Annotated in this window: 24 protein-coding genes and 1 riboswitch; all 24 genes read right to left on the bottom strand. The window is 33.8% G+C overall.

Annotation, left to right across the window (positions count from 1 at the left end; genetic code table 11):
- Positions 1-79: 79 nt before the first annotated feature.
- The 24 genes from C3E88_RS11385 to C3E88_RS11270 all read right to left on the bottom strand — a co-directional run bounded on the left by C3E88_RS11385 (position 80) and on the right by C3E88_RS11270 (position 25903).
- Positions 80-832 carry an energy-coupling factor transporter transmembrane component T family protein gene (locus tag C3E88_RS11385; protein ID WP_236910309.1) on the bottom strand — a complete coding sequence of 251 codons (753 nt, stop codon included), beginning with the start codon at positions 830-832 and terminating at the stop codon, positions 80-82.
- Complete coding sequence (locus tag C3E88_RS11380) at positions 816-1490, bottom strand: energy-coupling factor ABC transporter ATP-binding protein (RefSeq protein ID WP_236910308.1); 675 nt, start codon at positions 1488-1490, stop codon at positions 816-818. The genes C3E88_RS11385 and C3E88_RS11380 overlap by 17 nt, the downstream gene beginning before the upstream one ends.
- Complete coding sequence (locus tag C3E88_RS11375) at positions 1487-2203, bottom strand: energy-coupling factor ABC transporter ATP-binding protein (protein WP_236910307.1); 717 nt, start codon at positions 2201-2203, stop codon at positions 1487-1489. The genes C3E88_RS11380 and C3E88_RS11375 overlap by 4 nt, the downstream gene beginning before the upstream one ends.
- Positions 2167-2679 (bottom strand): molybdopterin-dependent oxidoreductase, encoded by a 513-nt coding sequence (locus C3E88_RS11370; RefSeq protein ID WP_236910306.1) that lies wholly within the window; start codon positions 2677-2679, stop codon positions 2167-2169. The genes C3E88_RS11375 and C3E88_RS11370 overlap by 37 nt, the downstream gene beginning before the upstream one ends.
- Entirely contained in the window at positions 2672-3745 is a 1074-nt protein-coding gene (locus C3E88_RS11365) for an alkaline phosphatase family protein (protein ID WP_236910305.1), read from the bottom strand. The genes C3E88_RS11370 and C3E88_RS11365 overlap by 8 nt, the downstream gene beginning before the upstream one ends.
- The gene (locus tag C3E88_RS11360; protein ID WP_025641514.1) at positions 3738-4316 is read right to left on the bottom strand and encodes an ECF transporter S component; all 579 of its coding nucleotides are present in this window, start codon (positions 4314-4316) and stop codon (positions 3738-3740) included. The genes C3E88_RS11365 and C3E88_RS11360 overlap by 8 nt, the downstream gene beginning before the upstream one ends.
- Before the next feature lie 32 nt (positions 4317-4348).
- Positions 4349-4831, bottom strand: a complete 483-nt coding sequence (locus C3E88_RS11355; RefSeq protein ID WP_236910304.1) for a hypothetical protein — start codon at positions 4829-4831, stop codon at positions 4349-4351.
- Positions 4832-4844: 13 nt separating this feature from the next.
- On the bottom strand, positions 4845-6020 hold the full coding sequence (locus tag C3E88_RS11350; RefSeq protein ID WP_236910303.1) for a 4Fe-4S binding protein: 1176 nt from the start codon (positions 6018-6020) through the stop codon (positions 4845-4847).
- Complete coding sequence (locus C3E88_RS11345) at positions 6017-7597, bottom strand: FMN-binding protein (RefSeq protein WP_236910302.1); 1581 nt, start codon at positions 7595-7597, stop codon at positions 6017-6019. The genes C3E88_RS11350 and C3E88_RS11345 overlap by 4 nt, the downstream gene beginning before the upstream one ends.
- Positions 7598-7607: 10 nt before the next feature.
- Positions 7608-8387: a molybdopterin-dependent oxidoreductase gene (locus C3E88_RS11340; protein WP_236910301.1), complete on the bottom strand. Its 780-nt coding sequence runs from the start codon at positions 8385-8387 to the stop codon at positions 7608-7610.
- 46 nt (positions 8388-8433) lie between these two features.
- Positions 8434-12405 carry an S-layer homology domain-containing protein gene (locus tag C3E88_RS11335; protein WP_236910300.1) on the bottom strand — a complete coding sequence of 1324 codons (3972 nt, stop codon included), beginning with the start codon at positions 12403-12405 and terminating at the stop codon, positions 8434-8436.
- Between the two features lie 77 nt (positions 12406-12482).
- Positions 12483-13628 (bottom strand): S-layer homology domain-containing protein, encoded by a 1146-nt coding sequence (locus C3E88_RS11330; RefSeq protein ID WP_236910299.1) that lies wholly within the window; start codon positions 13626-13628, stop codon positions 12483-12485.
- 98 nt (positions 13629-13726) lie between these two features.
- Positions 13727-13843: riboswitch (molybdenum cofactor riboswitch) on the bottom strand.
- A 96-nt stretch (positions 13844-13939) separates the two neighbouring features.
- Entirely contained in the window at positions 13940-15052 is a 1113-nt protein-coding gene (locus C3E88_RS11325) for an ATP-NAD kinase family protein (protein ID WP_236910298.1), read from the bottom strand.
- Between the two features lie 92 nt (positions 15053-15144).
- Positions 15145-16701 (bottom strand): aminomethyl-transferring glycine dehydrogenase subunit GcvPB, encoded by a 1557-nt coding sequence (gene gcvPB / locus C3E88_RS11320; protein WP_236910297.1) that lies wholly within the window; start codon positions 16699-16701, stop codon positions 15145-15147.
- Between the two features lie 29 nt (positions 16702-16730).
- A complete protein-coding gene (gene gcvPA / locus C3E88_RS11315; protein WP_336513090.1) occupies positions 16731-18119 on the bottom strand; it encodes an aminomethyl-transferring glycine dehydrogenase subunit GcvPA in 1389 nt (462 codons plus the stop codon).
- A 378-nt stretch (positions 18120-18497) separates the two neighbouring features.
- Positions 18498-19019 (bottom strand): hypothetical protein, encoded by a 522-nt coding sequence (locus tag C3E88_RS11310; RefSeq protein ID WP_236910295.1) that lies wholly within the window; start codon positions 19017-19019, stop codon positions 18498-18500.
- A gap of 31 nt (positions 19020-19050) precedes the next feature.
- On the bottom strand, positions 19051-19452 hold the full coding sequence (locus tag C3E88_RS11305) for a hypothetical protein (protein WP_236910294.1): 402 nt from the start codon (positions 19450-19452) through the stop codon (positions 19051-19053).
- A 51-nt stretch (positions 19453-19503) separates the two neighbouring features.
- Positions 19504-20124: a hypothetical protein gene (locus tag C3E88_RS11300; RefSeq protein ID WP_236910293.1), complete on the bottom strand. Its 621-nt coding sequence runs from the start codon at positions 20122-20124 to the stop codon at positions 19504-19506.
- A 147-nt stretch (positions 20125-20271) separates the two neighbouring features.
- A complete protein-coding gene (locus C3E88_RS11295; RefSeq protein ID WP_236910292.1) occupies positions 20272-21042 on the bottom strand; it encodes an ImmA/IrrE family metallo-endopeptidase in 771 nt (256 codons plus the stop codon).
- Positions 21043-21061: 19 nt separating this feature from the next.
- Entirely contained in the window at positions 21062-22108 is a 1047-nt protein-coding gene (gene mcrC, locus C3E88_RS11290; protein ID WP_236910291.1) for a 5-methylcytosine-specific restriction endonuclease system specificity protein McrC, read from the bottom strand.
- Position 22109: 1 nt separating this feature from the next.
- Positions 22110-24470, bottom strand: coding sequence for an AAA family ATPase (locus tag C3E88_RS11285; RefSeq protein ID WP_236910290.1), 2361 nt, complete (start codon positions 24468-24470; stop codon positions 22110-22112).
- A 12-nt stretch (positions 24471-24482) separates the two neighbouring features.
- Positions 24483-24842 carry a helix-turn-helix domain-containing protein gene (locus C3E88_RS11280; protein ID WP_236910289.1) on the bottom strand — a complete coding sequence of 120 codons (360 nt, stop codon included), beginning with the start codon at positions 24840-24842 and terminating at the stop codon, positions 24483-24485.
- 77 nt (positions 24843-24919) lie between these two features.
- Positions 24920-25087: a hypothetical protein gene (locus C3E88_RS11275; RefSeq protein ID WP_236910288.1), complete on the bottom strand. Its 168-nt coding sequence runs from the start codon at positions 25085-25087 to the stop codon at positions 24920-24922.
- Between the two features lie 66 nt (positions 25088-25153).
- Entirely contained in the window at positions 25154-25903 is a 750-nt protein-coding gene (locus C3E88_RS11270) for a peptidylprolyl isomerase (RefSeq protein ID WP_236910287.1), read from the bottom strand.
- Between the last annotated feature and the right edge of the window lie 249 nt (positions 25904-26152).

Genomic DNA, 26152 nt, shown 5'->3' with positions numbered 1-26152 from the left:
ATAATCGTCAAGGCGAAATTGAAAGTAATTTAAAGCAATTTAAAGCAATTCTATAAAACATTGTGCTATTTTTTCATGTTTAGTTTACAAAGCCTGAATGAAAATAAATAAAAATATAGCAAATAGTAAAAATAATACTAATAAATATTATCAGATAATCCCATTTGGACATTTTTAAAACTAGGTAGCTGGTACGACTATCATAAGCTCTAAAGCCTCTCATCTCCATAGCAATAGAAAGCTTTTCTGCTTTTATTATAGCTCCTACTAATATGGGGTTAAATAAATAAGCATATACACTAATTCTTTCCTTCATAGGTATATTACTGATCTCAATCCCTCGTAATTGTATAGCAGTTAGAGAATCCTTGATTTCCTCAGTTAGTAAAGGTAGAAATCTAATTCCCAGTACCACCATAAAAGCTATATCATAGGGTAGCCCCCATTGAACAAAACCTTGGACTATTTCCCTTGAATTGGAGGTAGTGATAATTGTAGCAGAAAATATTATTATCATCATCCGCAATATAAATTGTAGAGCTTTCTCCAGACCAACGGTACTTAAAACTGTAAAACTTCCAATAGATAGAAGAGCTTCGCCCCCTGAAGAAAATATGCTCTGTACTATTGCAATAATTGCTAACATGTATAAAAGTCTTTTAACTTTCTTTAAACTTCCCATTATATCAACCTTAAAAAATTTAGCAGCCAATATTGATAATGTTAAAAGTACAACTAGATAATTAATATCCTTGGTTACTATCCCTAAGGTTGAAATACATAGAACTACAATGAGTTTTGTCCTGGGGTCTAATTTACATCCTCTGGTCATAGATGATTTCTCCTCTGTGAATTCTTATCACTCGTTGGGATAATTGTTCAATAAAATAATGGTCATGACTTATAATGGTCATACCAATCCCTTTGTCTAATAAATCATTTAGCAAATCTATCAATAACTGTTTTCTTACTCTATCAAGTCCTGTAGTAGGCTCATCTAGTATTAAATACTCGGGTTGGTTAATCAATATTGTGGCAATAGCAAGCCTTTGCTTTTCTCCCTGGCTTAACAATAATGGGGAGGATTTTCTTACATGTTCCAATTGGAATAATCTTAGCAACCCTTCTATCCTATCTTCCAAATAATCTTCATCATATCCCTTTAGTCTAGAAACAAATCCTAATTCTTCTTCTACTCTATTGGCAAAAAATTGTTTTTCTGGATTTTGGAATAAATAGCCTATTTTTGATCCTATTTGGGCTAAAGTCATCTCAGAAATATCTTTATTTAGGATAAAGGCTTGTCCTTCTGTAGGCTTTAAAATTCCCATCATCAGTTTACCCAAAGTAGTTTTACCACTTCCATTTGGCCCTAATACGGCTGTAATTTCATCCTTTTGGATTTTTAAGTTTAAATTATTGATAATTGGTCTATCCTTTTTATATTCAAAGGATAAGTCCTTTAATTCTATGAAGCTCAACCCTTTCACCAGCCTTTGTATTCCCTTAACTTCCCATCTTTAAGTTCCAAAACCCTATCTGCTATATTTAAATTCTCTAAATCATGCTCTACCAATACTATGGTCTTATCTTCTTCTTTTAAACTTAAAATTGTTTCTTTGATCCTCTCTTTTCCTTGATCATCCAACTGGGCTAAAGCTTCATCCAGCAATAATATATCCGATTCCATAGCTAAAATTGCAGCAATAGCCACTAATTGTTTTTGTCCTCCTGATAAATTATTAGGATTTTCGTATCGATAATCCTCCAAATGAACAATATCAAGTACTTTTTTTATTCTTTCTTCCATTACTTTTCTTTCTACCATCAGGTTTTCAGGGCCAAAAGCAATTTCATCCTCAACAGTAGGTGAAAACAGCTGGGTATCTGGGTCTTGAAACACGATTCCCACCCTTTTGGCTATATCAGGTATTTTTAAATTACTCACTTCTTTTCCCCATAATTTAACTTCACCTTCAATTTTACCTTTCCGAATATGGGGTATTATGCCACAAATAATATTCAATAAAGTGCTTTTCCCACTACCACTTTGGCCAACTAAAGCAAATATTTCTCCATTATATACAGTTAGATCTACTCCCCTTAGTATATAATCAGGGGTCTCTCTATATTTAAAGTATAGATTATGTATTTCAACAGGATTTATCATCTTAATTCTATCTCCACAACAAATTTGCACCATCTTTGGCTAAACTGATCTTTCCTTGCAATTATTTGATAAGGGCCACTGCCGCCTTCTCTCTTGCTCTTTAAAAACTTTCCATTATGCTTATAGGCTAGGTACAGATTGTCTTTGTCCATCAATTCTTGAGTCCTAAAGGCTACGGTGTAGCCATCTATTCCCCTTACTATTATCTGGTTTTTATCTTCAATAGTTATTCCAGCCTTTTCGATTACCTTCATTAAGGGTATTCCTGTATAACTCTGCTCTTCTGGGTCTGTATCACTGGTATCTAAAGTAGCTGTAAATTCTTCTTCGTCTAATTGTACTATATCATCAAATATTAGTTTAGTTTCTCCCTGATCATCTTTTATTATAATCTCTCTATTTTCTTGAGCTTCTTGAACATCCTTTACTATTTCCCTATTCATAAAGGCAAAAACCCCCATAATAATTATTAGAATTACTATAATAGCTCCTATAGTCCTATTAGTCAAAATGATTCCCCCCATCTAAAATCATATAGGGAACCACCATATCCTCATATCTAAATTCTCCGTGATCTCCCCCATCCTCCGTAGAGTGCATACCATGATCAGCAGTTATTATTACCTTTCCATTCCAGTTAGAAACTAATTCCTCCACATATCCATCTACTCTTTTAATAAATTCCATTGTTTCTATAGATAAGTCTCCATGGGTATGTCCTGTATCATCTATACCATGAAAATGTGTAAAAACCAAATTGTGATCTTCATTTATTGCCTTAAGGGTAGATTCAAATACTTCATCATCGGTAAATCCATCTCCATTATTATCTAAATTCAATACTGGTTCAATTTCCGTCTTTAATATTCCTATATCCCCTTCAATATATATGGCTTTTTTACCTAAATCTTCAGCCAGTTTGAATATTGAGTCTACCTGTAATTCCCTTTGCTTTCGTGAATGAACTCCATTTTCTATAGGGAATTTACCAGTGAGCATTGCTGCTAATCCTGCATTTGTTACCGGTTTATATACGGATAAGGCCTTAGCAGCTTCCGGTTGTTTTCCTAAAAATGGTAAATAGCCCTTTTCTATGGCATATTTATACTGATGGTATCCAAATCCATCTAGCAAAATAAATAATACATCTTCCTCTTCTAAATAATTGGACATATCATAATAAGAATCGGTTATGCTAGCATCAGGAGGGTTTATTACCACTCCTTTTACATTTTCAATTCTAGCATTTCCTTCCTTATTGAGATAATCTATGGAATTAGCATTTACTTCAAAATATCCACCTTCTTCTAAATATTCCACTTCACCTAATCTTCCCATGGCTAAGGCTTTTTCTATCTTTTCATCTATTATATCTTCCAATTTGAATTTCTCTCTTTTAGTTGATACTGATATAGTTTTTATGTTTTTTTCACTATGGATTATATTCATTCCCATATCCTTTCCATCATTAGGATGGATATTGCCCATGTCTTTAGAGGTCTTTTTAGTACATGCTGCCATGAGAAACAATATTAGGATAAGTAGGATTGATAAAGTAATATGTCTTTTATTCATTGTATTCTCTCCTATTTATTAAATCATCTAGTGCTTCATTCTTCCTTAAACCTTTTACTATTGTATAAGCTATTAAGCCACCTATACCTCCCGACAAACTAGCTGCTGTTAAGGTCAATACTAAGGGTACCAAGGGCAATCTAAAGAAAACCATATTGACCAAAAAAGTCCCACTTATATTGGCCAATATACCAGATACAAAATAATGGCCTTTTTGAAAACCCTTAGGTTTTGCTATTAATATATATAGATCTACTACTAATCCAGGAATTATATATGTAAAAAAGCTTATGATCCCATGGGTACCATAGATCCCAAGACTCACTACCATAATTGCTTGAACTACGGATATTAAAGTAGCCACTCCTAGTCTACCTATTAAACCAACCCCTAATACTATCCACATCATATACAAACCACCAGCAATAGCCCCACCAGGAATATAGAGGGGGCCAGTTATTATATGGACTAAAGGTACAATGACTGGTTTAGTTGCTATTCCCAAAGTTGCCATAAGGGAAATAACGATTATTTCAAATATGGAAAATTTCCTAACCAAATTTTTCAGCATAATATTGCCTCCAATAAATAGTCTAATGATTATTATTCTAGTACAATCTCATCTATATGCTTTATCCACCTTTGACTGAAGGGATCCTGTCTAATGACTAATTGAAAAGGCCCATTGCCACCTTGTTTCTTAGATTTTAATGGTTTGCCATCCCTTTCAAAGGTTAAATATACATTATTTGGTTCATTTATCTCTTCTGTACTCAATATTATTCTATATCCATCTGTAGCATTAAAAGTTAATCTTTCCACATTGGATATGTCTACATTTAGTGAATTGAATAACTTGGACATTTCAACACCTTTATATTCAGTTGAAACGGGTTTCTTCCCACTGCTCCTTACTACAGCTGGAAAGGTTATAGAGTCGGGATGGTTATATATGAAATCCTTTTCAACGATCAATTGATCTTCTCCCTGTATAATATTTATAGATATATCCTCTTTACTAGAATAGCTGAATATAAGTATAAATCCAATTACAACTATTATTGGTATAATCTTTTTTATATCCATAGTATCCCCCTTGTTATTTTTCTAAGGCTTGGCTAATTCCACTTTTAATGGCATTTAGAAATCCTCTACTGGTAGCTGTGGCACCGCTAATGGTATCTATGTTTAAACTTTGTCTATGGACTACCTCTCTTGAAATAGTCCTAAATACTTCTTCATAATATCCGGCAGTTTCCCTATGATTGATTGGATTAATCTCAAAGATCCTATTATCTTCTACCTTTATTTCCACCTGCATAGGCCCTCCAAAACCAACACCGGTACCAACAAAAACCCCATCCTTCAAGTTCCCAATTTGAACAGTAGATTGAGGCCCTACCTTTGAGTCCAATATAGGGAGAAGGATAAAGATTCCAACAAATAGAATTAAGCTGATAGTTATGTACTGTTTTTTCCCAACTGTTAATCCCATATATTTTAATGAATAGCCTTTTGTATCCTTTATACAAGTACCTTCAACACATTCCATACACCTAATACATTCAGGAGAGATCTCTCCTTCATCTGGCTTTCCTATATCTACTGGACAGTTGTTCAAACAATAGGTACATCTATTACATTTTTCATTGCTATTTATCTTCGATAGTCCAATAGCTGATAAAAGGCTTTGGAAAGCTCCAAGAGGACATAAAATTCTACAAAATATCCTCTTGTAAAATATTGAAGATACTGCTATAAATAGCAATACTATAGACCCTATTTGAAGATTTATCCCCATAAAAAGATTTAAGTAAGCTAACCAAGGGGAATAAGGAGTAATTAGATTACCTAAGCCTAGAATACTCAATACTAGCACAGTTATTAGTACAAAGTATTTGATTGTTTCCGGTTTAAACCTTTCTCCCCTTGGTAGCTTTCTCTCTTTAATTCCTAGCTTTGTTCCTAAATATTTGAAAAAATCCTGGAATGCTCCAATTGGACATATAAAACCACAAAAAAACCTTCCCATCAATAGAGCAGTAACCATTATTCCAATGGTAAGGGCTATTGATTTAGATATGCCTGTCCACCTATATGATACATCGGTAAATGCAGATTTTAATGCACTCCAGCCTCCATAGGGATTTATATCTCCAATGGATAATGCCTTCCAATTGATGAAACCAATGATATATAGGTAATATATTATACAGTTTGTTATTACTATTCCAGAGATAGCTATTTGAATAAGGCTCCGTTTCTTCAATTTCATTTCTTCTCAATCCTCAATAAATCCTTCATTATCTCGTCCTCATCATGGTATAAATTTACCTGTTCACCAACTTCTACTATGTAGCAATTCAACATTTCTTCTATGGATATTTCCCTATTAGAGTCATCCCTGCTTACTGCAACGAAGTGATTATTATCCTTCCATCTCATACCTGCTGTTAGCAATACATCCTCTAATAGCAAAGCTTCATTACCATTTATATTTTTTGTTCTAACTACTCCAGCCATCTTTTCAGGAAATATTACTGCATCCTTAGTTGTAGAAAAATGGGTCATCTCCTTAACATTCATACCTAGCTTGAAATTTGGTGCTATATTCATAGGTGCATTTTCTCCCTCTACTTTAATAAAATACCTCTGTCTCACTAAGGAAATAGTTTCATTTTTTATTAATCCATCTGAAGCAGCCATGGTGAAAAATCCCTTTTCATCTACTACATCAAATTCTCTTAAAATTTGTCCTACCTCTATGGATTTATCCTTACTACCATAATACTCATAATAATAAGGCTCTATATCTTCTACCAATGGTTCAAAAATATGAACCTTATCAATATCCTTAGGGGATATCTCACTATATAAATCAATATTTGAAACCATTTTTACCCAGTAGGGGCCAAGCTCATTTGGTATAGCTATCCTTACAGGCTTTTCTTCTTCTTTTAGATCTTTTCCGTTTACCTGCCATACTAAAATCACATCATTTGCTTCTAATTTTTCCTTATCAACCATTGTATAATAGCCATCCCTACCTGTTATTCCTATTCCCTCATAATCACTTAAATCCTTGCCCTCTGCTTCTAGAACATGTCTAAGGGTTGGCCCTTTTACCTTCATATCCGTTTCCGTTCCCGTAGTATTAATCAATACTACATCCATTTCCACCTGTTCATATTCCTTTATTTTCTCAATATCTATCCGAGTAGATTCTTCCCCACAATTTATGGCAAAACTGTTAGTATCCTTCTGCCACATTTCCTGGGGTACCACATCGGCTACCTTCTCCATTTCTATATTATTGGTTTTGTACTGATAAGCTCCTATTGCTGTATTTACTGCATTTACTACTGCTTGGGAGCTTATAGTTGCTCCAGTTACTTGGACTATGTCTTCAGGATTTTCCTTATCTAATACTACAAGATTTAGGTATTTGTCGATTACTATATTTTTAAACCTTTCTAGAAACCAATCCTCTTCAATATGCTCTGCATAATCTAAGGACTCTTCATGATTTAATATTTCTATTCCTATTAATTCATCCCTTTCACCATCAATAGCTACCAATACATCAATAGGACCATTATACCCTACACAGCTAACCACATATGCTTTCATTTGCCCATCTACCTCATAGGCCCTCTTTACGCCAGGGAAGTTTAAGGATATAAACATATCGTCAGAAATATCCTTTACAAGCCTAATCTCCTCTGCTTCAGGATAAAAAGCCTTTACCTTAAGTTCCTCTTGGGATGTTGGATTGTTGAAGTAAAATAGGGCAAATACTACAATCACTATAGCAATTGTAAATATTAAATAAAATTTCTTGTTTTTTAACATAGGCTCTCCCTTACTCTACTATTATTTTGTCAATATTTGAAACCCATTGAGGTTTATTTACATCTCCAGCTTCCTTCTGTCCAACTACCAGCTTAAAGGGAGGTCCTTCCTCGGAGTCATATTCTTCCCCGTTTTCTTCCCAAGCTATAATTATAGGTAGTTTAATATCAGGATTTGTTTCATCTATATAATCCTGTCTTTTAACTTGTTCTATTGTAAACTCCATTTTATAGCCATCTATAGCCACAATAGAAACTTTTGTTGCAGCTGAAGATACTTTAGCTTTTTGCTCTAACAAAGCCCATAGGTTTACGCCTTTAAATTTTGTGTGGTTAGTGGTTCCGAAATTATTGATAGAGTAATATTCCCCTGAGAAGATAATGTTTTCCATAGCCTTTAATTCATTTAAACTTAAGCTTAATTTGTTTCCTACATTACCTTCTATCTTTAATGTATTAGCAGTTTCTTCAGTCTTTTCCTTTTCACTAGATTTTGCAGTTTCTTTCTTAGCACTAGAAGTATTAGACTTCTGTGGGGCTTTTTCTACTGTATCATCTTTCTCCTCTACTTCTTCTTCCTGTTCTTCTTTTTCTTCCTCTGTTTCCTCTTCCATATGGGATTCTTCTTCTGTAATCTCTTGTTCATCGGTCTCTTCATTCATGGTTTCCTGTTCCCTTTCTATATTAACTATATCCTCTTTTTCCTCTTTTTTTGATCCACACCCCGATAAACTTATTGATATAACTAAAAGAATGATTATGAATAGATTAATGTTTTTAAACTTTTTCATAGAATCCTCCTAAAGGGGCAATAGGAACAAGTCCTATTGCCATCTATTAATATTTTAAAAATCTCAATAGAATTACCGCAGCTTCCGCCCTTGTTGCATTTAAGGATCCACCAAAAGTATTGTTAGGGAATCCAGTGATAATTCCTGTTTTAATCATTGTAGCAGCTGATTCTCTAGCCCAATTTGCTACTTTATCATCGTAATCAGATAGTATATCTTCAACTTCCTCAGCTGTTAACTTTTCATCTGTAATACTTCCTAGGATAGCACATATTTCCTCTCTATTAATAGGAGAGTTGGGCTTAAAGTTGCCATCATCATATCCTTCGATTAAACCTTTTTCTGCAGCTAGTATTACATCTTTTGCAAACCAATCCGTTGGTTTTACGTCGGCAAAGGGTGTTTTTTTAGCACCTGATGTTTCAGGGTTTAATATTCTCACTAGAATAGACACAAACTCGGCCCTTGTAATATTGTCATCTGGTCTATATTTTCCATTGCTTCCATTTATATAGCCCATGGTAGCCATTTCTCTAATTTCCTTTTTAGCCCAATGGGATTTTACGTCTTTAAAGTTTTTCTCATGGGTGCCAACTGCTGCTCCACCATTGGTTCCAACAAGTAGATTGTCTTGATTTAAATCTATGAAATATACGTTATTCCACTGCTTAGTTGGAAATTGGTTAGAAGCATTGATGATTTCAGTTACCTTACCAATTCCTTCAGTTTTCACTACACCACTGGCTGTAGTTGCAATATAAAGAGTTCCTTCATTTTCTTTGTCTGCTATAACTAGTCTTATATCATCTTCTTCCGTCATAGATGGGTACAATTCTTTTGCTGAGTATACTGTCCTTTTACCATTTAATATATAATCTACTTCTCCCTTACCAAAGCCTGGAGCATTACCTGATCTTACAACCCATACTCCGCCTTTCTTATCCATAGAAATACTTCTTATCCAATTGAGATTGAAATTGGTATTGTCAAAGTCTTCATAGGTAGTAATATTTCCATCTGCAGCTATGTGTTGGTAACCACCAGTATAAATCGGATTCTCTTCACTTCCTTTAGTAGCGGGGTAATAACCTATCCACGCTCCACCTGCTCCATCAGGTTCTATGGCATCAACAGAATAAGGCAACAGTCCTTCTTTTTCAGTATATACTGTCCAGTTATCAGACTTGTCCACATATACAACACCTTTTTGTGTGCCTATCCATAGTCCGCCCTTACCATCTAATTCTAATTCCTGAACAAAATTTGCTGGAAGTAATGAATTGTCTTCGTTTAAGAGCTTCCAGGTATTATCGGTTTTCACCAATATTCCTTGAGGCGTTAAAGGACCACCAAGGGTTATCCATAGTTCTCCATTTTCCCTTTGGGCTATAGCATAGCAGGTATCTACCTTAACAGTACCTGCATTTTCAGTTTTTATTTCCTTGATAATAGTCCATTTCCCTGCTGGAGTCCTGACAGAAAGTCCTCCATTATTGGTGCCGATCCACAGATTACCATTACTATCATATTCCATACTTCTAACACTTGCCTCAGGCAACTCCTTGCCAGTATCGTTTCTAAAGTTTAGCCATACCTTGTCATCCATTCCCATGTCTTCTTTAGGACCAGGTAATTCTGGTAGATCTAACTCTTTAACATCCTCCATCTTAGGCTCTTCATAATCTCCAGATCCTACTACAATACAATCTACCCATTTTGTCCACATAGACTTGTTTTCTTCAATTACAAGCCTTAATGGTCCATAAGCGTTATTAAATGCATATCCTGCATCACTTTCATTGGGAACAAGGGGATAACCATCCACTGCGTATGCTAAGATAATCTTCTTCAATTCTCCCTTGGAATTCAATACACCTTCCATAACCTGTTGGCTACTTCTTAAAACCTGATTGTAATTCTGTCCACTGAAAACTCTAATACTTGGAATTTCTACATCATCTTTTAAGCCAACTACCTTGGATATAATATCCCATAGTACTACTCCTTCAAACTCGTGAATACCATCTCCAGTGTATACATCTCTTACTGCATAAGGTAGCATAGACTCTATCTGTCTTAATGTAAATGTCATTGGTTCTTTTACTTGTGAACCTGTTACTCGGAGCACAGGCATATCTAGATATTCATTATAGATTTCTTGATTGTGATTCCAACTAGAGCTTTTATCAACTTCTTTTTGAGTTTTTTCTCCTTGTCCAGTTCTATCTTCATCCCCTGTTGATATGGGGGTACCCTCACCAATGATTATTTCTTTTAAAAATTGTACTTGATTTGAGCCATTCGTGTCATTGTAGTTTCTTTTTCCAAATATAAGCCTTAGAGGTCCTCCTGAATTACCTAGTCCAGGATTAAAGCCATCATCTGTTGGTCTTGTAACATAGGGATATCCATTAAAACCATAGGCCACTAGTACAGGCATTCCTGTATGAAGGGGCTTTTCCTTCGAACCATCATAAGTACCATCCCCTATGTCTTCTGAATTCTTTTCATAATATCCATATAGAGAGCTATCCTTTATCTCTCTAATAGTCATAGGAGCAAAATTATAGTTGTCTGCAGCTATAAACTGGATACTAGTGTCTTCATCTATATTTGGATCCATCCCTGCTTTAATCAGTAGATCCCATAAAGGAACTCCCTTATATTGATTGTAATACCAGAAATACTCACTATTAGAGAGACTATACTCATCTTGGTATTTTATATCTTCCATTGCTTCTATATCCGATACCTTGTATCTGACTTCCTTACCTATCTTATCTCCATGGATAATTATTTCATAATCCGTGTATTTAGGATCATCATAGGGAGGATAGGTGTGTTCATAAATATTTTTGGCATCCTTTTCCTCAATATAGATATAGGCCACATTGGAAAATTCTTTGGCTTTAGCTTTATCCTGTTCATAAACCAATTTAAAACAGCCATTGTCGTTGTGCTTTTTAGCCTTATATCCTACATCTGAATCAAGATATACGAGAGGAACTTCGTTGATACCATAAGCGATTAAGTAATCCTTTGCTTCTGCAATTGGAACGGTGGATATGGTTTTCCTCGATTTATCTTTAAAAGTTACATTTCCTGCTTTAGGAGTAACCTTTACATAATTATCTATGAGATACCCTGCATTGATTCCTTCATAGGTGTTTTGAATAATACTTCCATCTATCTTTTCATAATACTTTCCTTGCTCCTGTCCATCAATATCCTCTTCTATTTGTCTTAAGGATATTGCCCTATATCCTTCAACGCCAGGACCCTCTATTGTAAAGGTTGCACCTGTTATAGCATCTATATTATATGGAGCTCCATCATTGCTAATATGTTTGTACGTAGAGTCTAATCCTATACCTTTACCATTACCCTTTGATGGTCTATCCTCGCCGATAGTTATCTTTACTACATTTTTCCCCCACTGAGATAGATTCATATCATCTATATTGGTTTGACCGAATACTACCTTTGGAAAACCTTTGTCCAAATCCTTGTCGGTTAAAGCCCTATCCTTCCACTTTATAGGTGGTGAAAAACTATCCTGAGAATAATCAGCCAATACTGCAGTATATTTAGCAACCATTGGTCCTATCTTTGTTTTGCTTTTTTCTGTAAAATCTTTGTAATAATATGCATTTTTTAATTCACTTACGGATTTTGTAAATTCAAATCCATCTGAACAAGTAAATTTAATTTCATAGTCCTGATCAGTCTTTAGATTATCCTTGCCAATTAGTTCAAATAGATCATAACCTTTCACCTTAATAATTTTATGAAAATTGAAGCTATTGTTTGTAGAATAAGTTCTTTCTACCATCTTATACTTTGACCAATCAGCTTCCCTAATGCGTACCTCTTCATTGACACCTGTTCCTGTAATCAAAAGATCTAGGTCTGCTGCTTCAGCAATGTCAACAAAAAAGGTTAGCTGAGAAAATATCATTCCAATTGCCAACAAAAAAGATAGCAATTTTATTTTTTTACTATTCCTATAACCTTTCATAAAAAAACCTCCTTAGAATTACGCAAAAGAGCAAAAGCTATCGCTATTGCTCATCTTGCTTGTAACAATCATAAAGTTTATTTTCGAAATAGGGTATTGTAAACTATAAGGGCCGCTTCTGCTCTATTTACCACCTTTGTTGGTTCGAATTTTTCTACTGCTACATTAGAAAATACATCTTGATCTTCAAGCCAAGCTACTTGATGAGCTGCCCACTCTGGTACCAAATCCTTATCCTTATAATTGGATTTTTCCATTACAAACTTATCCATCTTTCCTTGATCTACTACTTCAGCCAATACAGCTCCTCTTCCAACTACAGCTGCCATTTCTTGTCTTATTATAGGCTTATTTGGCTTAAAGGTTCCATTGTCATACCCTTCAAATAGTCCTGATTCAACGGCTGTTTGCACATATGGAGCAAACCAGTCTCCAGCCTTTACATCGGTAAATCCACCAGTATATTCCACCTGCTCATATCCTAAAGCTTCAACCATGATTTTACAGAATTGAGCTCTAGTAAATTCTCTTTCTGGAGCATATAATCCATTGCCTACTCCATCAATTATACCTTTTTTAGCTAGCTCTTCTATTGCTTTTGCTGCATATGCATATTTCTCTGTTATATCGGTAAAAACTATTTCCTTTTCTTCTACTTTAGGCTCTTCTTCTACAGGTTTAGCTTTCTCTGTTGGTTCAATTGCATCTCCCACAGTTATTTTAACTACCATCTTAAATACTGTACTAAATTCACCTGGTTCTTTTTGTTTTCTATAGACAACTATCTCTTCATTATCTGGGTTGTCATCATTGTCAATTGATTCACCATTGATTTCATAAGCCAAAACATATTTTAAATCTTCACTGAAAATATCCTCCAATGTCTGTGGTTCTATTTCATAGCCATCAGATGCTTCAAATATTACCTCTGCATTTTCAGCAGTTACACCTGCCTTTTCCCTTAATAAATAAGCTAGGCTAACTCCTTTAACCATAGCTGATTTTTCTCCAGTTTTACTATTATATATGTATTCCTCATTAATTTGGGCTTCCTCTGGCATAGATTTTAAATCGTCAAGGGTTAATTTAAGCTCTGTTTTAACTCCAGAACCTACTATTTCAACTGCAAAATCCTCTACACCATCTGCCAATACAACTACCTGGGATAGTACCAATACCATCGCCAATACAAATGTTACTAATCTTGTCTTTTTCATAAACATATTTACCTCCACCTTTCTTTTATTAATTCAGCTTTAACTAAATTTAAGCATATTAATAGATGGAAAAGTTAAAAAAACAGCATTCCAATGGAAATGCTGCATTAATAAACTTCTCCTTTCCATTGGGAGGCTTGACCGTTTCCAATCAAACCCTATCGGCAAGTCAACCATAAATAAAAATTCACAGGTCGAAATGCTCGGAGATTTCTTAATATTTAATTTATTAATTAATATTTTAACATATTTCTACACTAATGTAAAACACTTTAGTAATTACAGAATTAAACCACCAATTTTTTGGTGGTTTATATTTATAATCCCTTTACCTTATACATGATTTCCTCATTATAACTGGTCAATACTCTCATATATCTATTGAACATATTATTTACCTCATCATCACCAGTGTCTACTAGGATTGGTTGTCCTTCTAAGGAGACAATCTTATTTTTTGTGGCAATGATGCGTATATTATCCTTTCCTACCTTTCTTATCACATTTCCACTAAGTTGTTGATTGCCTCTACCAAATATATATCCTTGGCCTCCAATAACTGTGACTATGATTTGAGCCTTTTTACCATCTATGATTTCTAAAATTTCTTTTTCGCTAACATCAGAAGCTACAAGTTCTTTATTTTTTACTATATCTATACCTAAAAGGGTATTAGGCAAGCCTAGTTTTTCCATAATGGGCCTGGTAGATGTTCCAGATCCTACGATATATAAAACATCAGATTCCATTTCGGATATGATCCGATCAGCTATTGCCTCCCGTGCCGATTCTTCTTGCTCTGGCCTCCCAGCTTTAAGACTTTGAACCAATTGTCGTTCATAAGGAACTTTCATATAACCATATAGCTTGGCTGTTATTTGACCCTGCCGATAGGCTTCCTCGTCAATATCCATTACCTCAGCCTCTCTAATATTTGTAAGTTCTCCTTTAAGATATTTTAATGCTATCTCTCCTGCACTTCTAGGATGATTAGCATAGACTGCTGAATGGATCTTGACTCCTGCTGGTATGCCGATAACAGGCAATTTATCACCAACTACATTATAGATATTTCGTGCAGTACCGTCACCACCAGCAAAAAGTAATAAATCTACGCCCATATCTAACATCCTACTGGCTGCTTCTTCTGTATCCTCAGGTCCAAAAGTAGGCTTTCTCTCACCTATTACCTTAGGTTTAAAACCTAATTCAATAGTTTCATCTTCTCCCATATTTCCAGGACATGTTATGATTTCTATATCGCCAATTAGGGGAGTTAATATACCAAGAGCCTTCTTTGCCTTTTTAGGAGCTTCAGGATATGCACCTAGTTGACGTGCTTTTTCTAATATTTCTTTCCCATCAGTACCCTTTAAACCTACTTTGCCTCCCATACCTGCTATAGGATTTACTATAAATCCTAGTTTCAAGCTATCCAGCCTCCTTTATAATATAGTAGATTTTTATAACGCCTGCAAAAGCCTATAGACTTTTGCAGGCGAATTTATTAAATTCCTAACCTTTACTTTTTTTTGTGTTTTTTTAGATAGGCTCTCCAGGTTACTGCCCATTTCTCTGGATCATTTAATTCTTCTGGTTTTGCTATTACATTGCTTGCACATTTATGTGGGGAAGCTTTTACAAACTCTGGGTCCTTTCGAGCTTCTTCTGCTATTTTTTCTAATACTGCTGCATACTCATCTAAATCTGCCTTTGAGTAGGTTTCACAAGGCTCCAGGGTAAATGGTTCTGGTACTACCCAAGGATGATGACTAGTCCAATAATGCTGTATACCATAATCTCCTATTCTACGCATTATATCATCGGTACCTACTCCTGTTTCTTCTTCAAGTTTAATCCAATTATATCTTACTTGTTCTAATCGACGACGATCCCTAGCGTACCAAACGTCTACACCTGGAATTTCTTCTACCTTCTTCTGTAGATAGTTATTGTTAAGTACAGATATTTCAGCCACTTCTTTGAGTCCATCGGCACCTAGCATCATTACCCAGCTATATGCTTTCAATATAACTGGTGCCACGCCAAAGAATCCCCTAACTTTACCAATACTTTCAGGTCTATCATAATCTAAGTAGTACTTATCTCCATCAAATTCCACTGTAGGAACTGGCAAGAATCGAGCTAAATGATCTCTAACTCCTAAAGCTCCTGTACCTGGACCTGAGCAACCATGAGGTGTACCAAAGGTTTTGTGAACATTGAAATGACACATATCGAAACCAGCTTCCCTAGCTCTAGCTATTCCTAACATTCCATTGGCATTAGCTTGGTCATAGAAACACAGAGCCCCAGCTTCATGTACGATATTAACGAACTCATCAATATCTCTATTATAAATTCCCGTGTCCTCTGGATTTGTTATAAATACCGCTGCAGTACGTTCAGATACTGCCTCCTTCAAAGCTTCTATATCTGGGATACCAGTTTCTTCATTTGGATATAATGTTACGACCTTAAATCCTGCAGTAGCAGGTGTTGCAGCATCACATGGATGTGAGAAAATAGTGGTTATAACTTCATCTCGCTGTTCTAATTCCCCATTTGCTTCATGATATGCTCTAATTATTGATGCAGCTGTATATACTGCATGGGAGCCTCCCCCAGGTTGCATTGTAAATTTATCCATGCCTGATATTTCTTTTAAGAAATGTTCAAATTTATAGTGAATCTTTAAAATTCCCTGCATAGTGCTTTCATCCTGTGATGGATGTACATGATGAATAAGGGTTGCTAGTTTTTCATTGATTCTAGGATTGTATTTCATGGTACAAGTACCTTGGCTTATATCATTGTTTAAATTCGAACCTAATGTTTCTTGAGAAAGATGCAAATAATGAGCTAATACGTGTTTTTGGGATATTTCGGGTAAATTTGGCTTCTCCTTCCGGCGCATATTTTCTGGAAGTCTTGATAATACATCTCCCGCTTCTTCCTTTATCTCCTTATCTGGCTGTGGCACCAATATGCCCCTCTCTCCAGGTGTGGAAAGTTCATATATAATAGGTTCGTCCCATCTAGCCTGATGATAATTTTCACGTATCTTTACTTTTGCCATATTAATACCTCCCTTATCTTTTTATACCTTTATGCTAATACTTTCTTAAGGGCATCTGCTAATCTATCTATATCTGACTTCGTGTGAATTTCCGTAATACAATATAGGGCGCTATTACCTAGTTCTGGAAATTCTTCTGAAAGGTCCTTTCCACCAAATATTCCATAGTCCAATAAATTTCTATTTATCTCTGAGACTTCTTTTCCAGTATCATCAAAGTTCACAATGAATTCCTTGAAGTTAACTGAATTTAATAGAGGAACCTTAACTCCTGGGATTTCACCTAATATCTTTTGGGCATAGCTTGCTCTTTGCATTATTCCTTCTCCTAATTCCTGCATACCATTGGGTCCCATAAGAGCAAGATATACTCCAGCCGTAATACCCCATAGAGCAGTTTGAGTACCTAAAAAGTCCTTAGCATTTTCTCTGGATGCATAAGAAGTTCTTTCGAAGCTTACATCTCCAAATCCGTATTCTCCCTCTCTAGTGGTTTCTGTTATTCCCCAAAGCTGAGTAGGGTATTCTGCAACATATTTTTCTTCATCTCGAGAAGCTATGAATCCTGCAAGGCCTCCGCCAGCATTCATATGGATACCTAAAGGTTGCAACTCTCCACATGCAATGTCTGCGCCATAGTGGCTTGGAGGTGCTAATACTCCCAGCGAACTTGGATCTACTCCTACTATGCTTATGGCATCGTTTTCATGGGCCATTCTAGAAATTTCTTCTCCTTGGGCTTCTATGAATCCAAGATATGATGGATTCTCGAAATAAATAGCTGCAGTTTTATCTGAAATATTGTTTTTTAAATCCTCTAAATCAAGTAAACCTGTTTCCGTATCATAATCAATAAGCTTAACTTCAATAGTGGGCTTACATAGGTTTTTAATACATAGATAACGATCTGGTGCTATGGTCTTAGGAATCAGCACTTCATTTCTTCCAGTCATCCTTGCTGCCATTCTTATTGCATAACCTGCTGCCATACCCCAGTCATATGTTGGAGTACTTACAACATCAAAATCTAACAGTTCTCCTAACATACTAGCAAATTCAAACATAGCTTGATATTTGCCATGATCTGCATAAGCTGCTCCTACATAGGCTGTTAAAAACTCATCTCGGGAATTAATAGTATCACAGACCTCTGGCACATAGTGCTGCCAAGTTCCTCCCCCTAAGAAGCTTAAATATTCCTTACAATCCTTATCTTGAGAAAGAATATCTTCTACATGCCTTTCTAGCTCATATTCCGACAGAAGAGGTTCTGGTAAGTCCATTTCACCTTTAAATCTTAAATGTTCAGGAATTTCTGCATAAATATCTTCAACATCCTCTAAGCCTAGTTCTTTTAGCATCTGTTTTTTGACTTCTGGTACTGAATTAGGTATATAAGGATATACTGTTTTATCCATATTCATCCCTCCATTAGTGATTGTTCTTATTCATTATCTTTACTTACAGATTCCTAGCATATATGGCCTCAAGTAATAAAGATCACCTCCTAAGCATGGATAAATATAGGTAAATTAAGATTTGGAAAACTTATTTGATTGTTAAATATGGTTTTAATGCGACATGAATGCAATGACAAAAATGATAACTTTATTTGCATAAAAACTATATTGAATGGAATTCTCGAATTGTTATATGATTTCTATTGCTTTTTAATTTCATTGTAGCCAATATTTTGAATATTGTCAAACGTGATGATGATTTGATAATGTATTATTACATTATCTATTTCCTGTATATTTATAATAAAAGACATCCCCTCGGATGTCTTTTATTTTCTAGTCATTCCCGCCTTCCCACCAAGTAGCTTCATCTAATTTAAAATCATATTCTATATATAAATTATTTCCTCCTTCTGTTCTCGCTGTTATTTCTAAACTTAGTATTTCATAATCATCTGGGTCTTGTGTTTCAGGTCCAAAGGATTCAAATTTTGGTGATGTTTCTCCTGGCATAACAGTATCATATATATCTAAATATGTTGTATCGTTTATATCCTTTAATAACACTTTTGCTGAATAAGCTGTAATAGGATATTTTGAATTATTTGTATATGTTGCTTCCATATAAACCGTACCAATACTATTTGGCTCTAATATAACTATTTCAGGCATAATATCATCAGGATGAATTGGTATTTCCTCATTGTTATCCTCTGATACTTCATCCTCCTTACTTTCTAATTCATTATTCGCCTCTTCTTCAGCATTGTTCTCAGCTACATCTTCGATTTTGCCACTACTACACCCAACCAACAATATAGATAAGATTAAAATAAGTATTAGTATTGATTTTTTCACATAACCCCTCCTTGTAAATTTGTATAATTATCTAAATTTCCATATCCGGATTCTCAACTTGAACTACTTTATATTGTATAATTCCTACGGTTAGCATTATAGATGCTATAATAAACAAATATAGACCAACTCCACCTGCATTTACAGTAGTACCCATTAAATCCACACTTTTTGAACTAAGAAATGCTATACTACCAATTACCGCCAATATGCTGCATATCAATCCCAATACTTTGTTTAATTTAGTGCCTTTCAACAACTTATATACTGGATATATGTATAGTACTAAGAACAAATATCCTTGCTGTTGAAAACCTGAAGCCCTTACTATGCCAGCATCAACCCAGCTCATGAATAATGATAATATTGCCAAAAGGGTTGAGATAAATATTAACTTTCCACCAAAATTCCACTCTTTAAATTTAATATTCATGTTTTCCCTCCTTTCTATTGCTTTTAACCTAAACTAACATATTTTGTTAGTCTAATCCTCTAATGCATCTGGATATACTATTGAGTTGATTTCAACGCCAGTAGCTACATCCTCTATTATTACTTCTGTATAGAACTCTTCTCCTGCATATACTTGATATGTACCTACTAATATTCCTACAAATAGAGGGGTTAGATCAAAAGCATCTTCATAAGCTTCTCTGTCTACAGATAACTTTACTTCTTTAAAATCTTTACTATATTCTACTTCCTTAATATAAGGTGTGTCCTCTGATTCAGTTAGTTCAGACAATGATGTTGTTACTTCTTCTTTCATTTCACTAACAATTTCCTCATGCTTTTTCTTTGTCATGGTTAATGTTACTGATCCATCTTCATTAATTTTTGCTGCTTTTATGCCTTCGTTTTCTGCAATATATTCTTCTTCATTGAAATCGCTAACATCGTCAATAAGGGCTGATGGCAGTGTTATATCTACACTTAACAAGGATTTATCTACCGTTATCCCTTCCGTTGACTCTTCTTCATCGGTTTCCAATACTGTTTCATCCTTACCAGCTTCTTCTACCTCTTCTTTTTTACTTCCACATCCAACTAAGGTTAAATTCATAACCAAAACCATAATTAATAAAAATACAATTTGTTTTTTCATTATATCATCTCCTTGTAATATTATATTACAATTTTAATTGATATTTGTCAATTGTTTTGCCTCTTTAGTAATATATTATTACATGTAATTAAATAATAAAAGCCCAAGATCAAGGTCTTAGGCTTTAAATTTTTTATATTATTAATGTTATATATATCCTAGTTCTTCAGGTTTAAGTCCGATGAACTCTAAAGTTTCTTTCATCTCCTCATAGGTAATTTTACTATTTTCATAATTGGCTTTTACATACATTATGTATTCTTTAGGAATATAGTTGGCTTTTGATGGGATTATCAAATCTATATCATATCCTTCCTCTCTAGTTAGGGCCTGAAGTTCATATTCCTTTTCTAAAGAACATATTTCTGCAAGTTCAAAGTATTTATCAAAAGAACACAGATTAAGTTGAATTAATCTTTTAAGCATCGCCTTGTAACTTACTCTAAAATAGTTGTACATTCGAACTATGTGTTTTGGTTGGAGACTATATTTGTCTACATTTACAGTCTTGTAAAACACTTCCTTTACATAGTCTTCGGGCATTAGAAATTCAGCAGCAAATACATCGGCCTTTATCTCTTCTTCTCTATATTTTTCTTTATCTAAAAAAATCTTCTCCTTTTTCAATATATCTTCATTATATATTATATGGTAAAGTTCATGGGCACCGGTATACCTTTCATGCCCTAGGGTAAAATTGCTATTTAAATATACTATGAAATGATCCTCATAATAAGTAATGAATCCAGAAAGTCCTTCTATATCTAGGGGTTTTCTAATTAAAAATGCCGTTTCCGAAAGGATATCGAATATATCCGATAGTCCTTTTTTGGCAAACTTTATCCTCACTTCCTCCGATAGTGCTTTTATTTCTAACCTAAATAATTCATCGGGAATATTAATATCATTATCCATCATGGTTATCCTTCCTTCCCTATCAAGCTATATTGTTTTCCGTATCATGTAATATATAGCTTATACTCAACAATCTTCTTTTTATCTTGTCAAAGTCTTCTCCTAAATTCACGGTTTTTACGTATATATCATTACCGGACATTCTGTATTTTTGATTTAAATCATAGTCAACTGTTGGATACAACAACATGCCACTTACTTTTCCTTCATATTTTGTATTTTTAACATAGGCAAATATTTGGTATAAATTACTAGATATTAGTGTTTTAGTTTCTGAAAAATTACTCTTCGCTAAAGTATTAGCATAGTATTTCGTATCTATTATTAGTTTTTTATCTTTTCCTTCTAATTCTATATCAGTTTTCATTACTGGAAGTAGATTGTCCCTTGGAGTTTCGTCCAATTGCCAGTTGATTAGAGGCGATGATGTTTTTATATCCTTTAACTCATATTTATAAAAGTTCAATACGAACTTTTCGTACAATTTTGCCATAGCTCTATCCTTGATAAAAACAGGAAACCTGCTACTGCCCTTTTCTTCCTTTGCTATAAGTCCAGTATTAATAAGTTGGCATACGTTAATTATTAGCCTGTATTTTTTATTGTTTCTATTATAAGCTATACGGCTCCAATGGATATTATTCAAATCTATACTATCTATATTGGTAAAATTCCTCAGCAACATTTTAAAAGTTGTCCTGTACTTTTTATCGACTCTTGGACAAATTAAGAGAATTTCCATTGTAGATTTAATTATTTGATTCATAGTTATATTATCTGAAAACTCATCATAATCACATATTACTTGCTTTCTTATTAATGCTTGTTCTTTAAGGGTATTGTTTAAATCTATTTTTCCTCTAACAATTGACAGACTTTCCCTTTGGTCAATATATCCCCTTGCAAATCCGCTTTTTATTAGTTTGGTTACTTCTTGTATTAATATAGAGGAAAGAAGATTGTATATATTATTAAAAGCTTCCCTATCCAAAAGAGATTCATCTTCTTGCTTAAGAGTATTTTCCCAGGCATAGCAAAGCATATAGTAAACATTTCTTATAGGTATCATATTACCACTCCAATAGCTCTGTCTTCCACTTTATTACCTTGTCAAAATCATCGAACCAGTATTCAGATAATAGTGGTACTATCTCATATTTTATAATATTTTTGTAGTCCTCTTCTGTTATAGTTTCTTTATCCATACAAAAATAACTATGGCCTATACGAAAACCTCTACCTAGGGATATATCATTTTCAATAGCTTTATTTAATCTATTGATTTTATCTATTATTATATTGGATAAATCCCCACTTTTACTCTCTAAATATCCTTTAAAATTCAAATTATCATAAGCAGGTTCCATATCTATAAAACAAAATCTTCTTCTTAGTGCATAGTCAATCATTGCCAAGCTTCTATCTGCTGTATTCATAGTCCCTATGATATATATATTTTTAGGAATGTAAAATCTATTTTCTGTATATGTTAAGGGAATGGCATAATCACTTCCTCTTTTATCCGATTCAATTAGCATCATAAGCTCTCCAAATATCTTACTTATATTTCCCCTATTTATTTCATCTATGATAAAGTAATAGCTCCTATGGGGATCATTTAATGCTCGCTTACAGAATTGGTAAAATACCCCATGTCTTAATTTAAAACCTTCTTCAACCGGTCTATAACCCATGATAAAATCCTCATAGGAATAGCTTTGATGGAATTGTACCATTTCTATTCTTGAATCATCTTTTTCACCCATAATAGAATAGGCTATTCTCTTTGCAACAAAGGTCTTACCAGCTCCTGGAGGTCCTTGGAGAATAATATTCTTTTTATATTCTAATAGATTAGCTATGTTTTCATATTTGTCTTCTTCTATGAATACCTCTTCTAAAAAATCTTCCTTTGTATAAGTTTCATTGATCCTGGCTTCCATAATAGGATTTTGTTCCCTAATTATATCCATTATTATTTCATACTCTTCTTTCGTTAATTTAAAAAGACTCCCTTGAGGATTTTGAAAAAACTCCATATTCTTAAGTTCTTCTATGGAATTTAGATAGCTATATTCTACTGGTTCTATCAAGTTTTCATCTTTTTTAATCCAGATTCTTTCTCCATCATGTTCCCCAGAGATATGCCCAATAGCAACTATTGCCTTTACTGGTGTTGATTCATAGCCTATTACAATATCACCCTTTTTTACGTCTTCAAAGTTTTTATATATCCTTCTCTTGTTTCCCCTTTCATTTCTAGATGTATAGCTAATAGTTCCACCTAATTCAATATCGTTAAAACTCCATATTTTAGGATTTGCATTAAGCCACCAATAATTAATATTGTTAACCATATTCTTTGTTTCCTTTTTTATTTCATAAGGTTTTTCTTCTTCTTTTATTTCAGCATGCTTTTCTTCTTCCAATTTCCCCACTTCCCAAAACTTCATATCCAATGTCCTATAGTTATTAAATTTGCACTTTTCATCACGAAACTTCCTGATTTTTCTAGAATTTTCAATATAGGTTGTAAGTTGATAGGGCCTATTGAGAATTACATCTTCACTTTCTAGTAAAACAGCTGCTTCTATCATAGCATTGTTTAATATTGGAAAAACATTTGGTTTTAGGCAATGAAGTACTATAGATGCAGAGGCTGCTTGCATACCTTTTATTCCATTCTTCAACGTTTCCTCGGCTATATTAAAAATCTCTTCTTCGTCGTCTAAATCCTTTATCCTAATACATAGAGATATATATTTTTGGGCATTTTGTTTATCAGATTTCCCATTAAAAGTATAAAAGCCAGTTCCAAACATACCAACTGACCAAGTATGTTTATCGCTATTTTCATATAAATGATCCTTGGCTTTTTCTACAACATTATTAAAAATAGATTTCAACCTAATTTTCTCTTCTATAGATAGATTGCTCTCTTCTATTTTTTTTAATCTGAATTCTACTCCACCTTTCCAGGTTCCTACAGCCATAAAATAAAGCATGTCCAAGTCTGCAATATCTATTCTATTTAGATCTGTTTTTGAAAGGGATTCAACCGTTTCCCTTACTAATTCATAGGAACCATCATGTTCATCTGGTGTCACATCATCCATGGTCATAATATCCTGAAGTATTTTATTATCCTTAAACTCTAAATATAAATTTAGTGCACTTCTTAGTGTTGCCGTTCCATTATATATATCACCATCTATTGGTATCTTATGTTTAGGAGGGATGCCATCTCTGTATTCTTGTCTTGAATATATAAGCTCTTTTTTAAGATTTTCCAATTTATCTTTAGCATAAATTTCGTCTAAATCACCGTAATAGTTCTCTATTCTTTGACAATTTGATATTCTTGCATTGCAAGTTCTCTGATCGTATTTTTTTATGGTTTTTAACCATCTATAGAATGAATCCCTATTCATATAATCACTCCATTATTCTTGTTTTTCTTCCTTATATATCTTCTCCTGATTTATAAATACCTTAACCATTTCTTGAAGCTTTGAAATCTCCTCTAGTGTATTTTCCGAAAAGTTTCTCTTTCTAAAAAAGGTTACTAAATCCTCTGATTCTTCTTCATGAAAAAAATCTCCTATATCTATATTGAATACATCACACAAAGCTTTCAACTCTATAGCAGAAATAGACCTGCTATTGTTTTCGATTTTGCTAAGGGTTTCTCTACTCATATTTATATTTTGTTGGGCAAGCTTCTCTACTACTTTTGATTGGCTTAAGCCCTTACCTTCCCTAATAGCTTTTATCTTTTTACCAATTTCATATTCTTCAGGCATAAGAAAACCTCCTTGTAATATAATATTACAAAAGAGGTTTAAACTTGTCAATACCACTATTGTATTGTTATTCTTTGTTACTTTTCCTTCTTTTTATTTTCTTTACTCCAATCCTTTAGCTTTTTATTGTTTTTCATCTCTTCATTATCTACTATTCCATGTTCAGCTGCTATTTCATAGTTCATTTGATTGAAAAAGTTTTTATCGATTTTGTTTTTATCTTTCTTATCTTTTATTTTTATCACCCCGTATGTATTTTTCGCCTAATACATGAATACATACAAGACAGTTTAAGGAATTTTCATAGATTATTAGAAGTAGGTTTCTACTTTAAAATCCTTTTTAAGTTCTTCCGTTTTATCTAAGTATCTTTCCTGTTGTTTCATCAATATTAGTTGTTGATTGATTTGATCTTTTACTTCTTCTAATGGACTAATGCTTGATTCCTTTCTGTAGTTTAGCTTAATCAGATGATATCCAAACTGACTTTTTACAGGTTGGCTTATCTTTCCTTCTTCCATAGAAAAAGCTACTTCTTCAAACTCTGGAACCATTTTTCCTCTGGTAAATTCGCCTAGGTCTCCACCATTAGCTTTTGATGGACAATTGGAATATTTACTAGCAGCTTCTTCAAAGGATAGACCGCCATCTATTTCCGCTAGTACTTCATTAGCTTTTTGTTCATCGTCAACTAATATATGGCTAGCTCGAGCAGCTTCTGGCTTTTGAAAATACTGTTTGTTTTCATCATAGAATTTACTTATCTCTTCATCTGAAACGGTTATGCCAGTAAATAGTTTATTGATAGCATATTGTTTTAGTACACCTACTTTAACTTTTTCCAATTCTTCTTTGAAATTATCTTCTTCATCTAGACCATTTTTTAGGGCTTCTAAATATAGAAGTTCTTGATTCACCAATTCATTAGCTATTTGGTTTATACCTTCTGGTGAGCTAAATTGGGCTGCAGTTCGTGGATCTAATTGATTTAAAAATTGATATACGTCCTGACTCGTTATATCTTTTCCATTAACTGATGCTAATACTTTGTTTTCACTCATTATTTAATTCTCCTTTTGACTTATTTAAAACTCTGTCGACTTATTGAACGTATCATATTGATAATTTGATGTCAAGTAATTGGCTTCTTGTTGTGATCTTATACGTATGGCATTGTTTTAAAGATGACAAAACAAATACTACGAAAAAAACAAAAAAAGAAAGTCTGAAGCTGATGAAAATGAGGATGAAACCTTATGAAAAAACCTCCTTGTAATATAATATTACATAAGAGGTTTTAACCTGCCAAT

Origin of the sequence: Clostridium sp. Cult3 (assembly GCF_021655115.1) — a bacterium.
Classification (GTDB): domain Bacteria; phylum Bacillota; class Clostridia; order Tissierellales; family Tepidimicrobiaceae; genus PPXY01.
This window is presented reverse-complemented; position numbering and strand designations above follow the sequence as displayed.